The organism is Psychrobacter sp. AOP7-A1-24, from assembly GCF_052376235.1.
Lineage (GTDB): Bacteria > Pseudomonadota > Gammaproteobacteria > Pseudomonadales > Moraxellaceae > Psychrobacter.
In genome coordinates this window covers 53859-70818 of record NZ_JBQSVM010000007.1, presented here as the reverse complement: position 1 = coordinate 70818, position 16960 = coordinate 53859, and the positions used below count along the sequence as shown (strand labels likewise).

Below are 16960 nucleotides of genomic sequence, written 5' to 3'. Positions count from 1 at the left end.
CCTTTATATTTGTTAATTGTCATTATTATAGTACGTTGAGTATAGTAGTTACTTAGCACTTGGCTAAGTAACTACTATAGATATCATAACGATATGTACTTATTGTTACTGTCATGATTTTTCTTATAATTCTTCTGACAGTTCTTGCTATAGCGCTTATTAAGACGCTTTGCTAGTCACAGCACGCTGCAAGATACGACGTGACACTTCTAGATCGTTGGTGCCATGTTCACCAAGCTTGACCATGTTATGCACTTCAAGTTGCTTGATGATTGGATCAATTGCTGATTCCGTCAAGTCAGCATCTTCTAGGCTAACTGGCAAGCCAAGCTCGCGGAAGAAATTTTCAGTGTAAACAATGGCTGTTTCAATGATGGCATCGTCGTCTAGATCAGCATCGGTGATGTTCCATACGTTACGTGCATACTGAAGCAGTTTTTCTTTCTTGCTTTCTTTTAGCTCACGCATCACTGATGGCAATAAGATCGTTAGCGTACGCGCATGATCGATAGCGTGTAATGATGTTAGCTCATGACCAACCATGTGAGTTGTCCAGTCTTGCGGTACACCAGTACCGATCAGACCATTCAATGCCATGGTCGCCGTCCACATAATATTTTTACGTGTTTCTAGGTTTTCTGGATCTTGTTTAACGACTAAGCCTTCATCGATAAGAATCTTAAGCAAACTTTCAGCAAAGGCGTCTTGGACTTTTGCATTTACTGGGTAAGTCAGATATTGCTCCATTACATGAACAAATGCATCAGCTACACCATTCATGACCTGACGTTCAGGCAAAGTAAGCGTTTTGACTGGATCTAGAATTGAGAATTTAGGGAAAGCAAGTGGGTTACCAAATGGTAGTTTTGCTTGACGTTCGCTATAGTTGATGACGCCGCCTGAGTTCATCTCAGAACCTGTTGCTGGAATAGTCAATACAGCACCCAAGTCGATAGCAGAATCAATGTTTTTGCAATAACCAGTTAGGGCATCCCAAGCCTTATCACGTGAGACGCTCCCATCTTCTTCAGTCAATGAAGAAACTAGAGCAACGAATTTACTGCCATCAATCACAGAACCACCACCAACTGCTAATAAGAAGTCGATGTTGTGCTCATTGACCATGTCAGCGGCTTTGAGTAGCGTCGTGAATTCTGGGTTGGCTTCAATACCACCAAATTCAAACACGGTACGGTTACCGCTTGCTGACAAGGCGTTTTTTACCTCGTCTAGCGTACCAGTACGCTGAGCTGAACCACCACCATAAGTAATAAGGACACGTGCATCAGTAGGGACTAAATCTGATAACTGCTCGATTTGACCTTCACCAAAAACGATACGAACTGGGTTGTAGTATTGGAAGTTGTTCATAAGATTCCTATTTAGTAATAAAAATTGATTAGTAAAAACGATTCAATTAAGTTTTTTTGAAAAGGGATATTGTTTGATACCAATTAATGAATGGTGAGCAATGCTCGTATAGACATTCATTCTTAATATTTGTGCGCATTGTACACCAATTAGACCAGTCGTCTAGTGATATTTACAAAACTATCGTATAACTGTTCAAGTGACACATAGATATTTTTGAGGAAATTGTTCGAGAAGAGAAAAGGGTAAGGCACACTGAATACTTAAGCAGCGTTTTAATAACTGCTATCTATGGGTATTCAATGTGCCTTAATATTTACGTTAGAAGTGTAGTCGTCATAAATTTGAACGACTGGCTATTAGCGTCCCATTTGAGTCGTGGTCATCTGCCAAATCTCTGCCAAGGGAGTATTGGTTTGGCTAATCTTTGCAATCAAGCTTGCACCAAGCCACGCAAAATACCAACGCTTGGCCATACTCTCTGCTGAAAGGTTATCGTGGCGAGGTACAGATTCATCGAGCCAACCAGCCTTGATCTGTTTAGCGAGCCACATGGTTGTCTGCTGGTAGCCAGTATCGAGCGCTTTGCGCATGGTTTCTGACATATCGGCTACCTCTGCGCTGAGCTTCACCACCAAACATTTCTCGTGATCGCAGCCGTTCTGCTGCGTGTCATACCAGTTTTGAAAATAATCATATAGCTTCTGCTGCGCACTGACATCTTGTGCATCGATCACATCTAGGCGAGTCTTATATAAGCTAAAATAATGATTAATGATGGCTTCACCAAAGGCTTCCTTAGAAGCAAAGTAATGGTAAAAAGAGCCCTTTGGCACACCTGCCGTATCTAAAACCTGTTTTAGACCCACAGCGGTAAAACCTTTTTTGGCAATTAATTGATAGCCAGTGGCTAGTAAATGAGCTTTAGTATCTGGTGTAGTTGCGTCTGTATTAGACATAAACAGGATTGTCTCCTTTGGTAGTCGCTTGTATTAGCATATGTATCAAATGGTCAGATGAATCGGTCAGCGGTCATTTGAACGTCACGTTGACGGCATATTGTAATAGGATATTTTTATATATGTTACGTTTTATCAACAATATTCACTGACAAAATAGTCTTGTTTTATTAAAAGCTATGGTAGCATTAGACCAGTCGTCTAGCAAGGTAGGTTTTGTTGTTATCCGTTACCGTTAGTATTCATTGCTAAAGATCATTTTTGATTCAAGCGTCTCTGTAGTTAATAATGACTAATTGATAGTTCGATAACGATTTCAGATTTACCACTTGCCAGATATTTTCTCATTGAGATATCGCTGACTTAATAATTTTATTTTAATAACCGCAAACCAGTACTTAACATAACAAATTAAAAATAAGGATGATTATGTCAACCAATACTACTAGTGCATACAGTGACTTCCATTTGCAGTTCATCGCTGGCGAATGGCAAACCGGTAAAGATGATAGCACTAACACGGATACCAACCCATATAACGGCGATACGCTCGTAGAGATTCAGCAAGCGAACAAAGATCAGCTGAACGAAGCCTATGACGCTGCTACCAAAGCTCAAACAGCGTGGGCTAAGAAAACACCAGTAGAGCGTGCCGCAGTGTTATATAAAGTCGTAAACATACTTGATCAGCGCCAAGAAGAAATCGTTGATTGGCTAATTAAAGAGTCGGGTAGTACGCGTATTAAAGCCATGGTCGAGTTGAGTACAGCTCGTGCTATTACGTTAGAGGCCGCAACTTTCCCTAATCGTGTCCACGGTGAGATTCGTCCATCGAATACTCCTGGCAAAGAAAATTTCATTTATCGTGAGCCAATCGGTGTTGTCGCTGTTATTAGCCCATGGAACTTTCCGCTACATTTAACCCAGCGCTCTATCGCGCCAGTCTTAGCCCTTGGTAACGCAGTGGTACTCAAGCCTGCTAGTGATACGCCAGTGACAGGTGGTCTGCTATTGGCCAAAGTATTTGAAGAAGCAGGTCTACCAAAAGGTCTGTTAAACGTCGTAGTTGGCTCAGGTAGTGAGATAGGCGACGCAATCGTTGAGCATAAAGCGCCAAGTCTAGTGTCGTTCACAGGTTCGACCTCAGTAGGCAAACACATCGGTGAATTGGCAAATGGTGGTGAATACATCAAACAAGTGGCACTTGAGCTAGGCGGCAACAGCCCATTTGTCGTACTAAAAGATGCTGATATCGAGCAAGCAGTCAAAGCGGCTGCCTTTGGCAAATTCCTGCACCAAGGTCAGATCTGTATTGCTATCAATAGAGTGATTGTAGAAGATGAGATATATGATGATTTTGTAGAGCGTTTCTTAGCGCATGTCAAAACATTGAATGTCGGTGATCCTAATAAGCAAGATACTGCTGTTGGCCCAATCATCAATGAAAAACAAGTTAAATCACTCAAAGAAAAAATCGCTAAAGCGCAGGAAGAAGGCGCGAAAATGATACTCAGTGGCGAGATTGAAGGTCAAGTAGTGCCACCACACATCTTTACCGAAGTCACTCGTGAAATGGACTTATCACGTAATGAAGTGTTCGGACCATTGGTTGGTATCATCCGTGCTAAAGACGAAGACGATGCACTGTCGATTGCCAATGACTCCATGTATGGTCTGTCTAGTGCAGTGTTCACTGCTGATATGCAAAAAGGCCTACGTTTCGCTCGCGGTATTAGAGCTGGCATGACCCATATCAATGACATCTCAGTCAATGATGAAAGCAATACGCCATTTGGTGGTGAGAAAAACTCAGGCATCGGCCGCTTTAACGGTGAGTGGGTACTAGAAGAGTTCACCAGAACACATTGGATCTCAATGCAAAACGAGCCGCGTGACTATCTATTTTAATTGTTCCAAATGACAATATAGTTAATAAAAAAGACCGCTTGGATAGCGGTCTTTTTTTGTGTGACATCAGGAAATTTATCGAAACGTTATATCTGACAAACAATCATTTATCTGGCATGAAAGCCAAGTAACCCTTCAATCTCTTCCATAGTCATTCGTCTGACCAGTGCTTGCTCTTCTACTGACAAGCGGTTGGTGTGTTCTTTTATCATCGTATGAATGCTCCGCGATATCTCAGAGGTGGTCGCGTAATACATTTGAGGCTGCTCTTTTGTCAATCTCATTAAAAAACGATTAATAAGTTTACGTTTTTCATCTGATTTATTCTCTTCAGTCGTAGTATCATTTTGAGTCATGGTGTTCTCCTAGAGGTAAGCTGTTTAAGCAATCAGACACATGAGAGCTAATGCTTATAAGTTATTTGTGGGGCTGAGCGCATTACCTTACAAGTATTAGATTCGCATTAAAGTTGAATGCTAAGTGTTTTTTACACCGTATATGATCTTTTAAGATTAAAAATAATAAATCAGCGCTAAATAGCTAGAAGGATAGGGTATGTCAAATCAGACAGTGAACAACTTAGAGAACAATAATGTCACATTGGTATTGTTTCATAATGACTTGCGGGTAACGGATAACGCAACTTTGCTAAAAGCATCTGAGATATCCACTGATGGAGAGCTGCTATTGGTTTATGCTTCATCGTTGACAGATACATTAGACGATAAAGACCATTACGATGCCTATCGTTATGAGGCTATAGGTCAAGCTCGTCAGCAGTTTCTACATGAGAGTCTAGCTGATTTAAATACGTCGCTGATGGAGCTTGGTAATAGGTTGCTGTATTTACAGAAAAGCGATGAAGCATTGGATGCCTTTACTCAGTTGAGTAATTTAATAGAACAGCAGCAAGTGACAGATGTCTGCATCAGTCAGACGGCAGATTATAATCAAAACAAAGTATATGACCTTCTGCAGGCGAAATATCCAGAGATACAATGGCATGTTCAAACAACAGCGACTTTATTTGACGAGTTGCCGCTAGAGAGTTTGCCCAAAAGCTTTACGCAATTTCGTAAACAAATCGAAACTGATTATGATTTGCTGCATGCAGAAAAAGATATAAATATTGAGCCCATACCAGAATCACTCGCGCCATTGCCTGACAATATGCTGAGTCGGGACGAGTACTTTTTTGAATCGCAGTTGTTTAATCAGGCAGGGCTTGATAAATCATCACAGCAGCCATCTTGTTTTAGAGGTGGTGAGTCGAGCGGTCTCAAACACTTAAATACTTATTTTGACTCCGATGCACCTAGCACTTATAAAACCACTCGAAATGCACTTGATGACTGGACACATTCTACGAAGTTTTCTGCTTGGCTTGCAAACGGCTCGCTGTCTGTAAACACAGTATTGAACCGTCTACGTCGTTATGAGCGCGATATGATTGCAAATGACTCTACCTATTGGATATGGTTCGAGCTACTGTGGCGTGAGTATTTTTATTGGTATGCAGTGACCCATCAGGAAAAGTTGTTTTGGTTTAAAGGCATCAGTCAACGTACACCTTCGACTCAATTGGACGGAAATCTTTTAGTACAATGGAAGAACGGTACGACACCGTATCCTATCGTCAACGCATGTATGAACCAATTACGCATGACAGGCTATATGTCGAATCGTGGAAGACAACTGGTTGCAAGTTGCTTTATTCACGAGCTAGGCCTCGATTGGCGCTACGGCGCGGCTCACTTTGAGCAATATCTTATCGACTATGATGTCGCTAGTAACTGGGGCAATTGGCAATATCTGGCAGGCGTGGGTGTTGATCCAAGAGGATGCAGACAGTTTAATCTTGACAAGCAAACCCAACAATACGATCCAAACGGTGAGTTTATCCGTCAATGGCAAGGTAACGTTCAAAAGAGCGATTAATGTGTGTTGAAGGCTCCCACTTAACAGATGACAGCTATTATTAGACTAATTATAAGATAGGTTCAAACAATGAAAAAGCCAAGTCCTTATCTAACTTTTGCAGGTACGATTCCATTTATAGCCTGTGCGTTTTTGCTGATGATAGACGTTATTACCGTGCCTGTACTTGGTTCAGTAGTCGATATATTGAGTGCTTATGGTTTAGTGATTGCATCGTTTATGGCAGGTGCACATTGGGGCAATCATTTAGGATTGGCTGATGATAATGAATGGGCTATTAAGCTACCTATCTATAGCAATGTCATTGCGCTTGGCCTTTGGCTTGGCTTTTTAATCTTATCAGCCAGTAGTTTTATTTGGCTATTGGTGATTGGCTTCATAAGCCTTTTAGTTATTGATTATGGACTTCATCGAGTGCGGATTATTAGTCACACATATTTTAAAGTGAGAAAGTACGTCACGGCGATAGTCGTCGTATCGTTAGTCGTTGCGGCATTGCAGTTGTCAATGAGAGTGACTTAATTATAGTTAAATATGAGCCAAGGTTCTTTCTAGGTTTTTTTGCTTTAAACATTAATCTCAGAAACACCCAAACCTGATGCACTTAGAAATATCTAATGTTTTGATAGCTGTACTGTAAATTATAACATCTATATAATATGAATGTTATAATCAAAGCATCTATACTCTTCTAAGAAGACGGCTATGCAATCTATCAAATTACCTAGCAAACCACCAAGCTCTCCGCATCCTATCCTTAATTTAAGCTTTCGCATATTTTTTAGTGCTGCGGCGCTATTTGCTGTCGTAACGATGTTGCTATGGGCGTTTGTGTTCACTGGTCACACGGATATCGATGTACAGGTTTTGAACCCGTTATACTGGCACGGCCATGAGATGGTGTATGGTTACACCTTGGCAGTGGTTGCAGGGTTTTTACTGACCGCGGTCAAGACATGGACAGGGGTAGTGATGCCGCACGGTTATAAACTGCTAGGTATCTTTATCTGTTGGTTGCTGGCGCGCCTAAGCTGGTTGTGTTTTGGGCTTGGTATAGCACTGACAGGTGATAGTATATCGTGGCTATATATAGCGGCTATTTTTGATATAGCGTTTGTCGTCTCGATGGCATATGTGATATGTCGAGCGGTATGGCAAGTTAAGCAGTATAAGCAAATGGGTATCTTGGCAAAACTGGCTCTGCTTAACTTTGGCAGTGGACTCTGCTATTGGGGCATTATCAATGCTGATATGAACACAACCAAGATAGGCATTTATCTGGGGTTCTACTTGATTATCGGCTTGGTACTAACGATTGGCCGCCGCGTGGTACCATTCTTTATTGAACGTGGTCTTAGTGTGGGTATAGAAAAGTCAGAATCTATTAAGTTACGTAATAGCAAGACACAAGATATCACAAGCTTAGTGTTTTTCTTGGCCTTTTTTATTAGTGATGTATTTTATCCAAATAAATATCTGCTGACGGTTACTGCGCTCAGTGTGGCAGTGATCAATATCATACGTCTAATAGGGTGGTATCATCACGGTATTTGGCAAAAGCCATTACTTTGGTCATTGTATATTGCGTTTTTAGGCATGTGCTTGAGCTTCTTATTGTATGCACTACAGCCTTGGCTTGGGTATCCGCACAGCATTGCTATGCATGGACTGGCGATTTCTGGTGTTGGTATGATGACCTTAGCAATGATGACTAGAGTATCTTTGGGGCATACGGGCCGCAGTATTCATCAACCGCCAAAAGCAGTAAGCGTTATGTACGGTTTGATGGTCTTAGTATTTGTCAGCCGCGTACTACTACCGCTAGTAGACATGAGTCACTACCTAATATGGATTATGATTGCGCAAAGTGCTTGGATTGCTTGTTTCGTGCTATTTTGCATCAGTTATATGCCCATGTTGGCACGTCCACGGCCAGATGGTTTATTTGGTTAAAGCGGATTAACGATAATGGTTACAAATGCTATGTCTAAATATTATTACCAAAAATGCGACTTACTTTGTTTGGCTTAATATATAAAATTTATAAAAATAGGAGCGCAAGTACATGCGACTGACCAACTATAGTGACTACGCGCTACGTTCATTGATTTATTTAGCCGTGAGACCAGATCCATCACTGCTGGCTAATATTAGCGATATTGCTGAGAGCTATAGTATCTCCAAAAGTCATTTGACCAAGATTATTCATCAGCTGGGTCAACTCGGTTATATAGAAAGTGTGCGCGGCAAAAACGGTGGTATACGATTGGCACGCATGCCTAAAGATATCAATTTGGGCATATTGATCAAGCAAATAGAACCTGATTTTAATCTGGTAGAGTGCTTTGCTGTACCAGCGTCTCACAAAGACAGTGAGCAGGGCGCTCATCAGACGGATTTGCCCGTGACATTCATTGAGGAAGAGAAGAATAAATCACTAGGCTGTGTGGTTAGTCCAGCCTGTCAGCTAAAGAGCGTGTTTTTTGAAGCGCTCACTGCATTTATTACTGTGCTTGAGCGTTATACATTGGCCGATATTATTAATAATGAAGATGAGTTGGCTACTTTGCTGTTCAGATAATCATGTGCTTTATAGATTCATTAGCCGAAAAAACGGGTCGCTATATTAGAGATACAGTAATAGCGACCCATTTTTATGTTTACCAAAAATACATGTCTAAGATGCGAAAAATTAGGCATTTTCTAGTTTTGGACGTGCTTTCTTAACAGCTTTTAACAACGCTTTTTCAAACTCGCCTTCTTTGAATTGCACAAGATAAGAATGCGCAGCACAGAAATTGCGAACGTCACGCCATTCATGGGCCAGATTGGTTGCCCAGTCGCAATATTGCGCGCCAGCGTCTGGTTCATTTTTCAATGCTTTTTTGGTCGTGGGATGTAATATCAGCTCAGGTAGTACAGCTTCTAGTAACTTCGTTGGTGGACTCATAAAAGTATCATCTACGTGCAAGCTTTGACTGGCAGGATGATAGGCCAATAAAGAACCTGCATGAATCATCTCATTGGGTGAAATATAATAGACACCCTCCGACATTGAAAATTTAAGTTCAGGATAGCGTGCAGCGACTGCATCGCTCTCTACCAAGTCGTCTGCCCAATTGATTTCTGGTACTTTTTTATAATGACGGCTACTGCCATAAAATGTGGCTTGCGGAAAGTCTTTGGCCATTTGAGCACAGCTGACTGTATGAAAAGGATGTACGTTAAGGACAGCTTCGACATTTTGACCATTGTTAGTCAGTGCCATCACCTCATCTCGAACATCACCCGTTAGGGCATAACTGTCCAAAAAGATAAATTTTCCTGATGGTAGCTTGACCAGCGAGCATTGAGTACCGATATTTAGCACGCCACCGATACGGAATGATCCGCGTATGTTCCAAAACCCTGCACCTAAATCATGAATATGATCAGTCATAAATATTGCTCCTTAATGGTTTATTCAATTATTTTAATTATTCGTATATAACGCTCTATGATTATTAATTTTTATGGCAGTAAAGTCTGTAAGAAAAAAGATAGAAGCAATGTAAATGTGTAAAAATAAAAAATAGTTGTTATTCAAGTATCATTATCAGCAGTGAAGGCTATCAGTCTTTCCTTTTGTAAGTATATTGAAATAGCCTATAAACAACCTTCGTAATCATAGGCTGAGATACGAGAGTCATCTTTATAATTTTCATTGCCACACAGAAATTTATCGAAACGGGTATCACCGTTAATATAACGTTGCATCCATGCGATGGCAGGCTTACTCAATAGTTTCTCGTTAAAACGATGGCTGGCGCAGAAATGACTACCGTTGTTAATCTCGATCTTCATTTTTGGACCGTCGGCTTTTTGATAAAAGGTATTGGTATATTTTTTATTAGGGGCGATACGGTCATTTTCACAAGCAATAAATAGAGCAGGCGTATTCATCGCACCATAGTTTTTATCGTAGTAGGGCGTTTGTGCAATGATGGCTTGCACCGTACTGCGCTTAGTTGCCAGTCGTAGCGCACCGCCGCCACCCATTGACCAGCCAATAGCACCCAAACGATTTGGATCGATCATATGACTTACTGTTTCATCATCGATAAGATGATCGAGAGCGGCGCTCAATTGTTCAGCACGGCTATCTGGATTGTCGTAAATGGAGCTGGTAATAATGACAAATCCTCAAGAGGCCAAACGCGGTCCCCACCATTTAATAGAAGACTCATAAGACACGTAACCTGGCACCACAGCGATACCACCTAGCAGACCACAGTTACCAGCATCCGTTGGGTAGTGTATGGTACCGCCACCAAAGCCATTGGCTGATTGGCGACTCACATGCTTGGTACTGACAGAAAATGGCCCATTATCACGCGTTTTTGTGAGCTCAGTAGTAGTAATGGCATCATCTTTTATACAGTCTACTGCCGCTAGTGATTTCGTAGAGCTAAATATCGGTACGACTGGACTGAGACTTTTAATACTAGTTTCGGACACAGTGACTTCAGCCACAGCTATCGTAGAGAAAACGAATGTACACATCGCGATAATAAGTTTTAAAAGCATCAAGTTTTTTATCATAGTAAGTTTTATTCTAAAAGATTGTGTAGTCGTGCACGTCTCTAAGCTAGAAAGGCTGGACGTAGGTAGTTCTTGTTATTAATCGTTAAAGCAGTTAAGTGCTTAGCAGGTACGCAAATAGTATCTAACCATACTATCTTGTATATGCGATAAACGTAACGTTGATATTGACCTTGCGAGTCGAAAGCTGCCTTCACCGTCTCAAGTCGAAGCACGATAAGCATTAGCCTCAACAAAGCATTTATCAAACGGTAATAACACTTTTAAACCTGAGTATATTGGCGAATGTGCTAACATGACTTTCTTGTCGTTATGATGAGCATCTATCGTTTAATAACCGTGCTTTCACCTCATGTATTGAGCACAAATATACGTTATACCTCTCTATCATCCACGCCAGTGACAGTTAATATTTACAGTCATGGTATAACCAATATAGTCAGATCCCCTGTGAATCATTCTAAAGATCAAATCCAAGATATAGCAGCTGTGCCACCTGTTCCCTCCAATCATTCAACATCATGGATATTGAAGCTTACAATCGGCCTGATAGGTATGTTTGCTTTTTTGCAAGTGTACTCTATTCAGGCGGTATTACCGGTCATGATGGTGGACTTTGCTGCGACTGAAGTACAAGCCGGCATGATTGTTGGTGCCACTGTATTAGCGATCGCCATTATGTCACCCTTTCTGGGTATGCTCTCGGATGCAGTCGGGCGCAAGCCCTTTATCGTTGGCGCTCTATTGTTTTTGGCGATACCAACAGCACTCATTGCTCAAAGCTCTAGTATTGGCTGGGTTGGTTTGTGGCGATTTATGCAAGGATTGTCTGTACCGGGTATTACGGTGGTGACAATTGCCTATATCGGTGAGGAGTTTGAGGGACGGGCAGTGACTGAGCTGATGTCCTTTTATGTGTCAGGCTGCGTGTTTGGTGGCTTTATGGGGCGGTTTTTGCTGGGACATTTACATGAGCTTATAGGCTGGCGTGATGGCTACTATGTCATGACGGTGATGACCTTGCTAGGTGCGATATGGATCGGCAAGATGCTACCATCGTCGCGTCATTTCGTGGCCAACCCTAATTTTCGCTCAGCGATACAGACGCTAGGCGAGCACCTAACCAATCGCTATGTCGTCACGTCTTGTTTGCTTGGTGCTTGCGTGCTGTTTTCACTGGTAGGCTGTTTTACTTTTATCAATTTACATCTGGCAGATGAGCCGTATAAGCTAACGACTGGGGCACTTGCTAATATTTTCGCAGTGTATTTATTGGGCGTTGTTATCACGCCATTATCTAGCACATTGCTACGTCGGTTTGGCTCAGCGCGTACGGTCCGTGTCGCCATTGTGGTGTCGATGGTAGGCTTGTTATTGACCTTAGTCACGCCTTTGTGGGGGGTGGTAATAGGGCTGGCAATTATGTCCTCAGGTGTGTTTGTTACCCAATCGGCGACCATCAGTTATATCGCAGTCAACGTAAAAAAAGGACGCTCACTGGCATCAGGTTTATATTATATGGGCTACTATACAGGTGGTACGCTAGGGGCGTGGCTGTGCGGCATGGCTTATGCACGAGGGCAGTGGAAATTGACAGTAGGATTCTTAGCACTTGTACAGGTACTGGCTTTATTAGTGGCGTTTTTTGGTATGGTTAAAACAACAGTACATGCGAAGTGATTGACTGTCTTATGATACTTACTGTAAGACCGCTTTACACAGCGCCGCTTTTTTCTTACTATCAATAACGATGTTATTACATTATAAAAATTAGAATAGTGAGAGTAGTAGATTCTGTACTGCTCTTAACTTGATTACTGTTATTTATCCCTTATAAGTACGACAAACAAGGAAGTCAAATCTATGTCAAACATTTATCACAGTGCACCATCTGCCTACGATTACCCATTATTGGTCAAGCAATTATTAAGTCGTGCCAAAACGGTATCGCAAGATCAAGAGATTGTTTATGCGGACAAAAAGCGCCTAACTTATAAAGAGCTGTTTGAGCGTATCAATCGCTTGGCCAATGTATTGGCGGATTTAGAGCTCGATGCAGGTGATGTGGTTGCCGTGATGGACTGGGACAGTCATCGCTATCTCGAGTCTTATTTTGCTGTGCCAATGTCAGAGTACGTTTTACAGACCGTTAATATTCGCCTATCACCCGAAAAGATTCTCTATACTATCAACCATGCCAAGCCTAAAGTGCTTATGCTCAACTCTGAGTTTGCACCATTGGTCAAAGACTATCAGTTTGAGAACTCAAGTATTGAACATATTATCTGGCTTGACGATAATGGTGTTACTGCTGAAGGTATCTTTGGTAGTAATCAAAGCCGTGTCACAGGCGAGTATGAAGCGTTGCTAGAAGCTGCTAACAGCGACTTTGATTTTCCAGATTTTGATGAAAACACCATCGCGACGACTTTTTATACGTCTGGTACGACCGGTGATCCAAAAGGGGTTTTCTTTAGCCATCGCCAGCTAGTTCTCCATACACTAGCAGAAGCAGCAACTTTGGGTATGCTGCCTGATAAGCAAGGCGTGAGCTATGGTGATGTTTATATGCCGATGACGCCAATGTTCCATGTACATGCATGGGGCTTCCCATTTACAGCGACAATGGTGGGTCTAAAGCAAGTCTATCCGGGTCGCTATGCGCCTGACACGTTGATGGATTTGATTATCAATGAAAAGGTCAGTATCACCCATTGTGTGCCAACGATTTTGCAAATGGTACTCCAAGAAGCTCAAGATCGCGATGTCAGTTTCAATGGTCTAAAAATGATTATTGGTGGTTCAAGACTGACCGAAGGTCTAGCCAAAACAGCGATGGCACAGGGTATTGAAGTCTATACGGGCTATGGTATGTCAGAGACCGCGCCGCTTATTAGCTTGACAGGTTTTAGTCTCGATGAGCCTGAAATGACCGAAGAGGAAGACATTGCCCGTCGTTGTATGACGGGTAAGCCAGTACTTATGGTTGATGCTCAAGTATGGGGTGAAGGCAATAAGTCAGTGGGAACAGGACCAGAAAATACAGGTGAGTTGGTATTACGGGCACCTTGGTTGACCCAAAGCTATCTTAAAAATGACGATGCTGGCAAAGAGCTGTGGGAAAATGGCTATATGCATACCCAAGATATCGCTTACCTACGTCCTGATGGCTATATTAAAATCACCGATCGCTTAAAAGACGTAATCAAATCAGGTGGCGAGTGGATTTCATCACTAGAGATTGAAACCATTTTATCACTGCATCCGTCAGTAGCTGATGTGTCAGTGATTGGCGTACGTGATAAGCAATGGGGTGAGCGTCCATTGGCTCTGGTTGTATTAAAGGCCGATTCTCAAAATACCAGTGCTGATGATATCAAAGCGATTGCAGAAAAAGCAGTAGAGCGCGGTATCATTCCTAAGTATGGGGTGCCAAGCCAGTTTAAGTTCGTTGATGAACTACCAAAAACCTCTGTTGGTAAACACGATAAAAAAGTCATGCGTGAAATGTATGCCAATCAAACTGAGATTTAGTTTTAGCTATATTTTCAAATATTTGTATTCGTTAAAATGTAGTGCGTATTACACGCTTAATAGTTGACCTTTCCGATAGGCTCTGCTACATTTTAAACCGATACGTATTGTATCGGTTTTTCAATTCTGGCAAGGATGACCAGTATTTATTAAGACATGGTTTTTTATAGTTGAAGCATTTTAGAGTTGGTATTAGCTAGCTGTACGCAAATAGTGCAGTGTGTGAAGTGAATACCGTTATAACTGATGAAATGTATTAACTATAAAGTACTACTGCCTCATTTCTCGTTTATGCTAAGGACAGCTACTATGAGCGACTATTCCCAATCCCCAGTTTCTACCCAAACGACAGACACGCCACAATTTGCTGATATTTATCATGAGTCTATTACGGATCGAGAGCAGTTTTGGACGGAGCAGGCGAAGCGTATCTATTGGCATAAAGAGCCTGAGCAAATTTTAGATGACAGTAATCTGCCTTTTGCCAAATGGTTTGTCGGTGGTGAGACCAATCTTTGTTATAACTGTGTCGATCGTCATCTAACAGACCGCGCAGAGCAAGATGCTTTTGTGTGGGTGTCATCAGAGATTAACCAAGAATTGATAGAAACCTTTCCAGCGGTTGTTGATTCGTTTAAAGATTTAGGCAACAACGTCGAGTTTTATACAGACTATACCAAGCGTCGTCTGACCTATAATGACTTATATAAAGAAGTTAATTACTTTGCCGATGTGCTACAGCGTCACGGTATTGGTAAGGGTGACCGTGTCATTATCTATATGCCAATGATATTAGAAGCGGCTTATGCCATGCTAGCTTGTGCTCGTATTGGTGCGGTTCATTCAGTCGTGTTCGGTGGATTTGCTGCACATAACTTGGCTATCCGTATGGACGATGCTGAGGCCAAGATGGTCATTACAGTAGATGCAGGATTACGTGGCGGTAAAATCGTCAATTATAAAAATTTGGTCAATCAAGGCGTCGAGCAGGCGACTGTCAAGCCAGAGAATGTGCTAGTAGTCAACCGCGGTATATTACCATTCGAGTCAAAAGCGGTTGATGTTGATTATGCTACTGAGCGTCGTCAGAGCTGTGAGGCCAATGCGGTCGTAGAGCCAGTTTGGCTAGAGTCAAACACACCGTCTTACTTGCTTTATACTTCTGGGACTACTGGTACACCAAAAGGGGTGCAGCGTGATACAGGTGGTCATGCCGTAGCGCTAACAACATCGATGGACTATGTCTATGATGGAAAGGCTGGCGAGACGTTCTGGGCGATATCTGATATTGGCTGGGCTGTTGGGCATTCTTATACAATCTATGCGCCGTTACTAGCAGGTATGACCAGTGTTATGTATGAAGGCTTGCCGCATACGCCAAACCCCGGTATCTGGTGGCGTATTGTCGAAGCCAACAAAGTTAATATCTTATTCACTGCACCCACAGGCGTGCGCATGCTTAAAAAACAAGACGAAAGCTGGATGACGCGCTATGATGTGTCTAGTGTGAAATCATTCTTTTTGGCAGGTGAGCCGCTTGATGAGTCAACAGCCAATTGGTTGACTCAGCATCTCGGCGTGCCAATTCTGGATCATTATTGGCAAACAGAGTCTGGTTGGCCAATCTTGAGCCATACACCAAAATTCGATCATAAACCGCACAAGCAGGGATCACCTGGTTACCCGATGTATGGCTATGAAGCGCATGTCATCAATGAAGAAACAGGCGATCCTTGTCAGGCTGGCGAAAAAGGGTTGCTCGCCATTAAAGCGCCATTACCGCCTGGTTGTCTCACCACGGTATGGCGTAACGACGAGCGTTTTATCAGCAGCTATTTTGGTCTGTTTGATGGTCAGCAGTACTCAACCTCGGACTATGCAGTGACAGACGAAGAGGGTTATTTCTATATCTTGGGGCGTACCGATGACGTGATTAATGTCGCAGGACATCGAATAGGTACACAAGAGATTGAGGAGGCCATCAGTATGCATTCAGAGATGGCAGAGTGTGCTGTAGTAGGCATTCAAGATGAACTAAAAGGCGAGCTACCTATAGCATTTTGTGTCCTAAAAGATCAGACACAAATTGAAACTACCGAAAACCGTTTCCGTATCGAGCAGCAAGTGATAGGCGCTGTCGTCAAATCTTTAGGCGGTATCGCCCGACCAGCCGCTATCTATTTCCCGCAGGCGCTACCCAAGACTCGCTCTGGCAAAATATTACGTCGCTCAATTCGTGCTCTAGCAGAAAATCAGCCAACAGGAGATATGTCAACGCTTGATAATCCAACCGCTATTGATGCGATCAAGCAAGCAATGAAAGACTATTGATTGGTATAAATTAGTACCATATAAACCAGTGATGGTATTAATGGCACCCGAAAGATAGATTAATTTCAAAAAGCTCATGAGCAATCATGGGCTTTTTTTGTTTCTGTTATTTAGATAATTTTTATAGAAAAACGTGCTACCAAAATAAACTTGTATAAAATTTTGATAAAGCGCTTGACCGTAAAAATGGTTTATTGTTATAGTCAATAACGATACAAAATAAATCATTTTAAAATTTTGTTTTTAACAATGCTTTACAGATAAATACTCATCGCTTTTATTTTTCTCATGAATATCTAGGTGCCGTCACACGGTAGTCTCGCAAAAAAGATAAGGAT

At 42.0% G+C, this 16960-nt stretch carries 12 protein-coding genes and 1 pseudogene; 8 read left to right on the top strand and 5 right to left on the bottom strand.

The window, feature by feature from the left end; translation table 11 throughout:
- Window positions 1-159: 159 nt before the first annotated feature.
- Window positions 160-1371, bottom strand: coding sequence for an iron-containing alcohol dehydrogenase (locus ACT3QQ_RS04190; RefSeq protein WP_444527038.1), 1212 nt, complete (start codon window positions 1369-1371; stop codon window positions 160-162).
- A 359-nt stretch (window positions 1372-1730) separates the two neighbouring features.
- The gene (locus ACT3QQ_RS04185; RefSeq protein ID WP_444527037.1) at window positions 1731-2330 is read right to left on the bottom strand and encodes a TetR/AcrR family transcriptional regulator; all 600 of its coding nucleotides are present in this window, start codon (window positions 2328-2330) and stop codon (window positions 1731-1733) included.
- A gap of 429 nt (window positions 2331-2759) precedes the next feature.
- Between ACT3QQ_RS04185 and ACT3QQ_RS04180 the strand changes: the two genes are divergently transcribed.
- Window positions 2760-4238 (top strand): aldehyde dehydrogenase family protein, encoded by a 1479-nt coding sequence (locus ACT3QQ_RS04180; RefSeq protein WP_444527036.1) that lies wholly within the window; start codon window positions 2760-2762, stop codon window positions 4236-4238.
- A 107-nt stretch (window positions 4239-4345) separates the two neighbouring features.
- On the opposite strand, the gene ACT3QQ_RS04175 is transcribed toward ACT3QQ_RS04180, so the two are convergent.
- The gene (locus ACT3QQ_RS04175; RefSeq protein WP_444523527.1) at window positions 4346-4594 is read right to left on the bottom strand and encodes a hypothetical protein; all 249 of its coding nucleotides are present in this window, start codon (window positions 4592-4594) and stop codon (window positions 4346-4348) included.
- Between the two features lie 199 nt (window positions 4595-4793).
- Between ACT3QQ_RS04175 and ACT3QQ_RS04170 the strand changes: the two genes are divergently transcribed.
- From ACT3QQ_RS04170 to ACT3QQ_RS04155, 4 genes are all read left to right on the top strand, one after another.
- Complete coding sequence (locus tag ACT3QQ_RS04170) at window positions 4794-6176, top strand: DASH family cryptochrome (RefSeq protein ID WP_444527035.1); 1383 nt, start codon at window positions 4794-4796, stop codon at window positions 6174-6176.
- Between the two features lie 69 nt (window positions 6177-6245).
- On the top strand, window positions 6246-6698 hold the full coding sequence (locus ACT3QQ_RS04165; protein ID WP_444527034.1) for a DUF3429 domain-containing protein: 453 nt from the start codon (window positions 6246-6248) through the stop codon (window positions 6696-6698).
- Between the two features lie 183 nt (window positions 6699-6881).
- Window positions 6882-8129: an NnrS family protein gene (locus tag ACT3QQ_RS04160; RefSeq protein WP_444527033.1), complete on the top strand. Its 1248-nt coding sequence runs from the start codon at window positions 6882-6884 to the stop codon at window positions 8127-8129.
- 112 nt (window positions 8130-8241) lie between these two features.
- A complete protein-coding gene (locus ACT3QQ_RS04155; protein WP_444527032.1) occupies window positions 8242-8757 on the top strand; it encodes an Rrf2 family transcriptional regulator in 516 nt (171 codons plus the stop codon).
- A 111-nt stretch (window positions 8758-8868) separates the two neighbouring features.
- On the opposite strand, the gene ACT3QQ_RS04150 is transcribed toward ACT3QQ_RS04155, so the two are convergent.
- Together ACT3QQ_RS04150 and ACT3QQ_RS04145 are read right to left on the bottom strand one after the other, a co-directional pair.
- Entirely contained in the window at window positions 8869-9615 is a 747-nt protein-coding gene (locus ACT3QQ_RS04150; RefSeq protein ID WP_444527031.1) for a hypothetical protein, read from the bottom strand.
- A gap of 206 nt (window positions 9616-9821) precedes the next feature.
- A pseudogene (locus tag ACT3QQ_RS04145) lies at window positions 9822-10718 on the bottom strand (dienelactone hydrolase family protein).
- 528 nt (window positions 10719-11246) lie between these two features.
- Here ACT3QQ_RS04145 and ACT3QQ_RS04140 point away from each other — a divergent pair.
- The 3 genes from ACT3QQ_RS04140 to ACT3QQ_RS04130 all read left to right on the top strand — a co-directional run bounded on the left by ACT3QQ_RS04140 (window position 11247) and on the right by ACT3QQ_RS04130 (window position 16622).
- Window positions 11247-12437 (top strand): MFS transporter, encoded by a 1191-nt coding sequence (locus ACT3QQ_RS04140; protein ID WP_444527061.1) that lies wholly within the window; start codon window positions 11247-11249, stop codon window positions 12435-12437.
- A 183-nt stretch (window positions 12438-12620) separates the two neighbouring features.
- Entirely contained in the window at window positions 12621-14291 is a 1671-nt protein-coding gene (locus tag ACT3QQ_RS04135; protein WP_444527030.1) for a fatty acid--CoA ligase, read from the top strand.
- A 309-nt stretch (window positions 14292-14600) separates the two neighbouring features.
- Window positions 14601-16622, top strand: a complete 2022-nt coding sequence (locus ACT3QQ_RS04130) for a propionate--CoA ligase (RefSeq protein WP_444527029.1) — start codon at window positions 14601-14603, stop codon at window positions 16620-16622.
- Window positions 16623-16960: the final 338 nt, after the last annotated feature.

Bases quoted from the DNA above. Each gene is read 5' to 3' on its own strand.
- ACT3QQ_RS04150 (WP_444527031.1), bottom strand. From the start codon at position 9,615: ATGACTGATCATATTCATGATTTAGGTGCAGGGTTTTGGAACATACGC.
- ACT3QQ_RS04185 (WP_444527037.1), bottom strand. From the start codon at position 2,330: ATGTCTAATACAGACGCAACTACACCAGATACTAAAGCTCATTTACTA.
- ACT3QQ_RS04180 (WP_444527036.1), top strand. From the start codon at position 2,760: ATGTCAACCAATACTACTAGTGCATACAGTGACTTCCATTTGCAGTTC.
- ACT3QQ_RS04190 (WP_444527038.1), bottom strand. From the start codon at position 1,371: ATGAACAACTTCCAATACTACAACCCAGTTCGTATCGTTTTTGGTGAA.
- ACT3QQ_RS04170 (WP_444527035.1), top strand. From the start codon at position 4,794: ATGTCAAATCAGACAGTGAACAACTTAGAGAACAATAATGTCACATTG.
- ACT3QQ_RS04155 (WP_444527032.1), top strand. From the start codon at position 8,242: ATGCGACTGACCAACTATAGTGACTACGCGCTACGTTCATTGATTTAT.
- ACT3QQ_RS04160 (WP_444527033.1), top strand. From the start codon at position 6,882: ATGCAATCTATCAAATTACCTAGCAAACCACCAAGCTCTCCGCATCCT.
- ACT3QQ_RS04165 (WP_444527034.1), top strand. From the start codon at position 6,246: ATGAAAAAGCCAAGTCCTTATCTAACTTTTGCAGGTACGATTCCATTT.
- ACT3QQ_RS04130 (WP_444527029.1), top strand. From the start codon at position 14,601: ATGAGCGACTATTCCCAATCCCCAGTTTCTACCCAAACGACAGACACG.
- ACT3QQ_RS04135 (WP_444527030.1), top strand. From the start codon at position 12,621: ATGTCAAACATTTATCACAGTGCACCATCTGCCTACGATTACCCATTA.
- ACT3QQ_RS04175 (WP_444523527.1), bottom strand. From the start codon at position 4,594: ATGACTCAAAATGATACTACGACTGAAGAGAATAAATCAGATGAAAAA.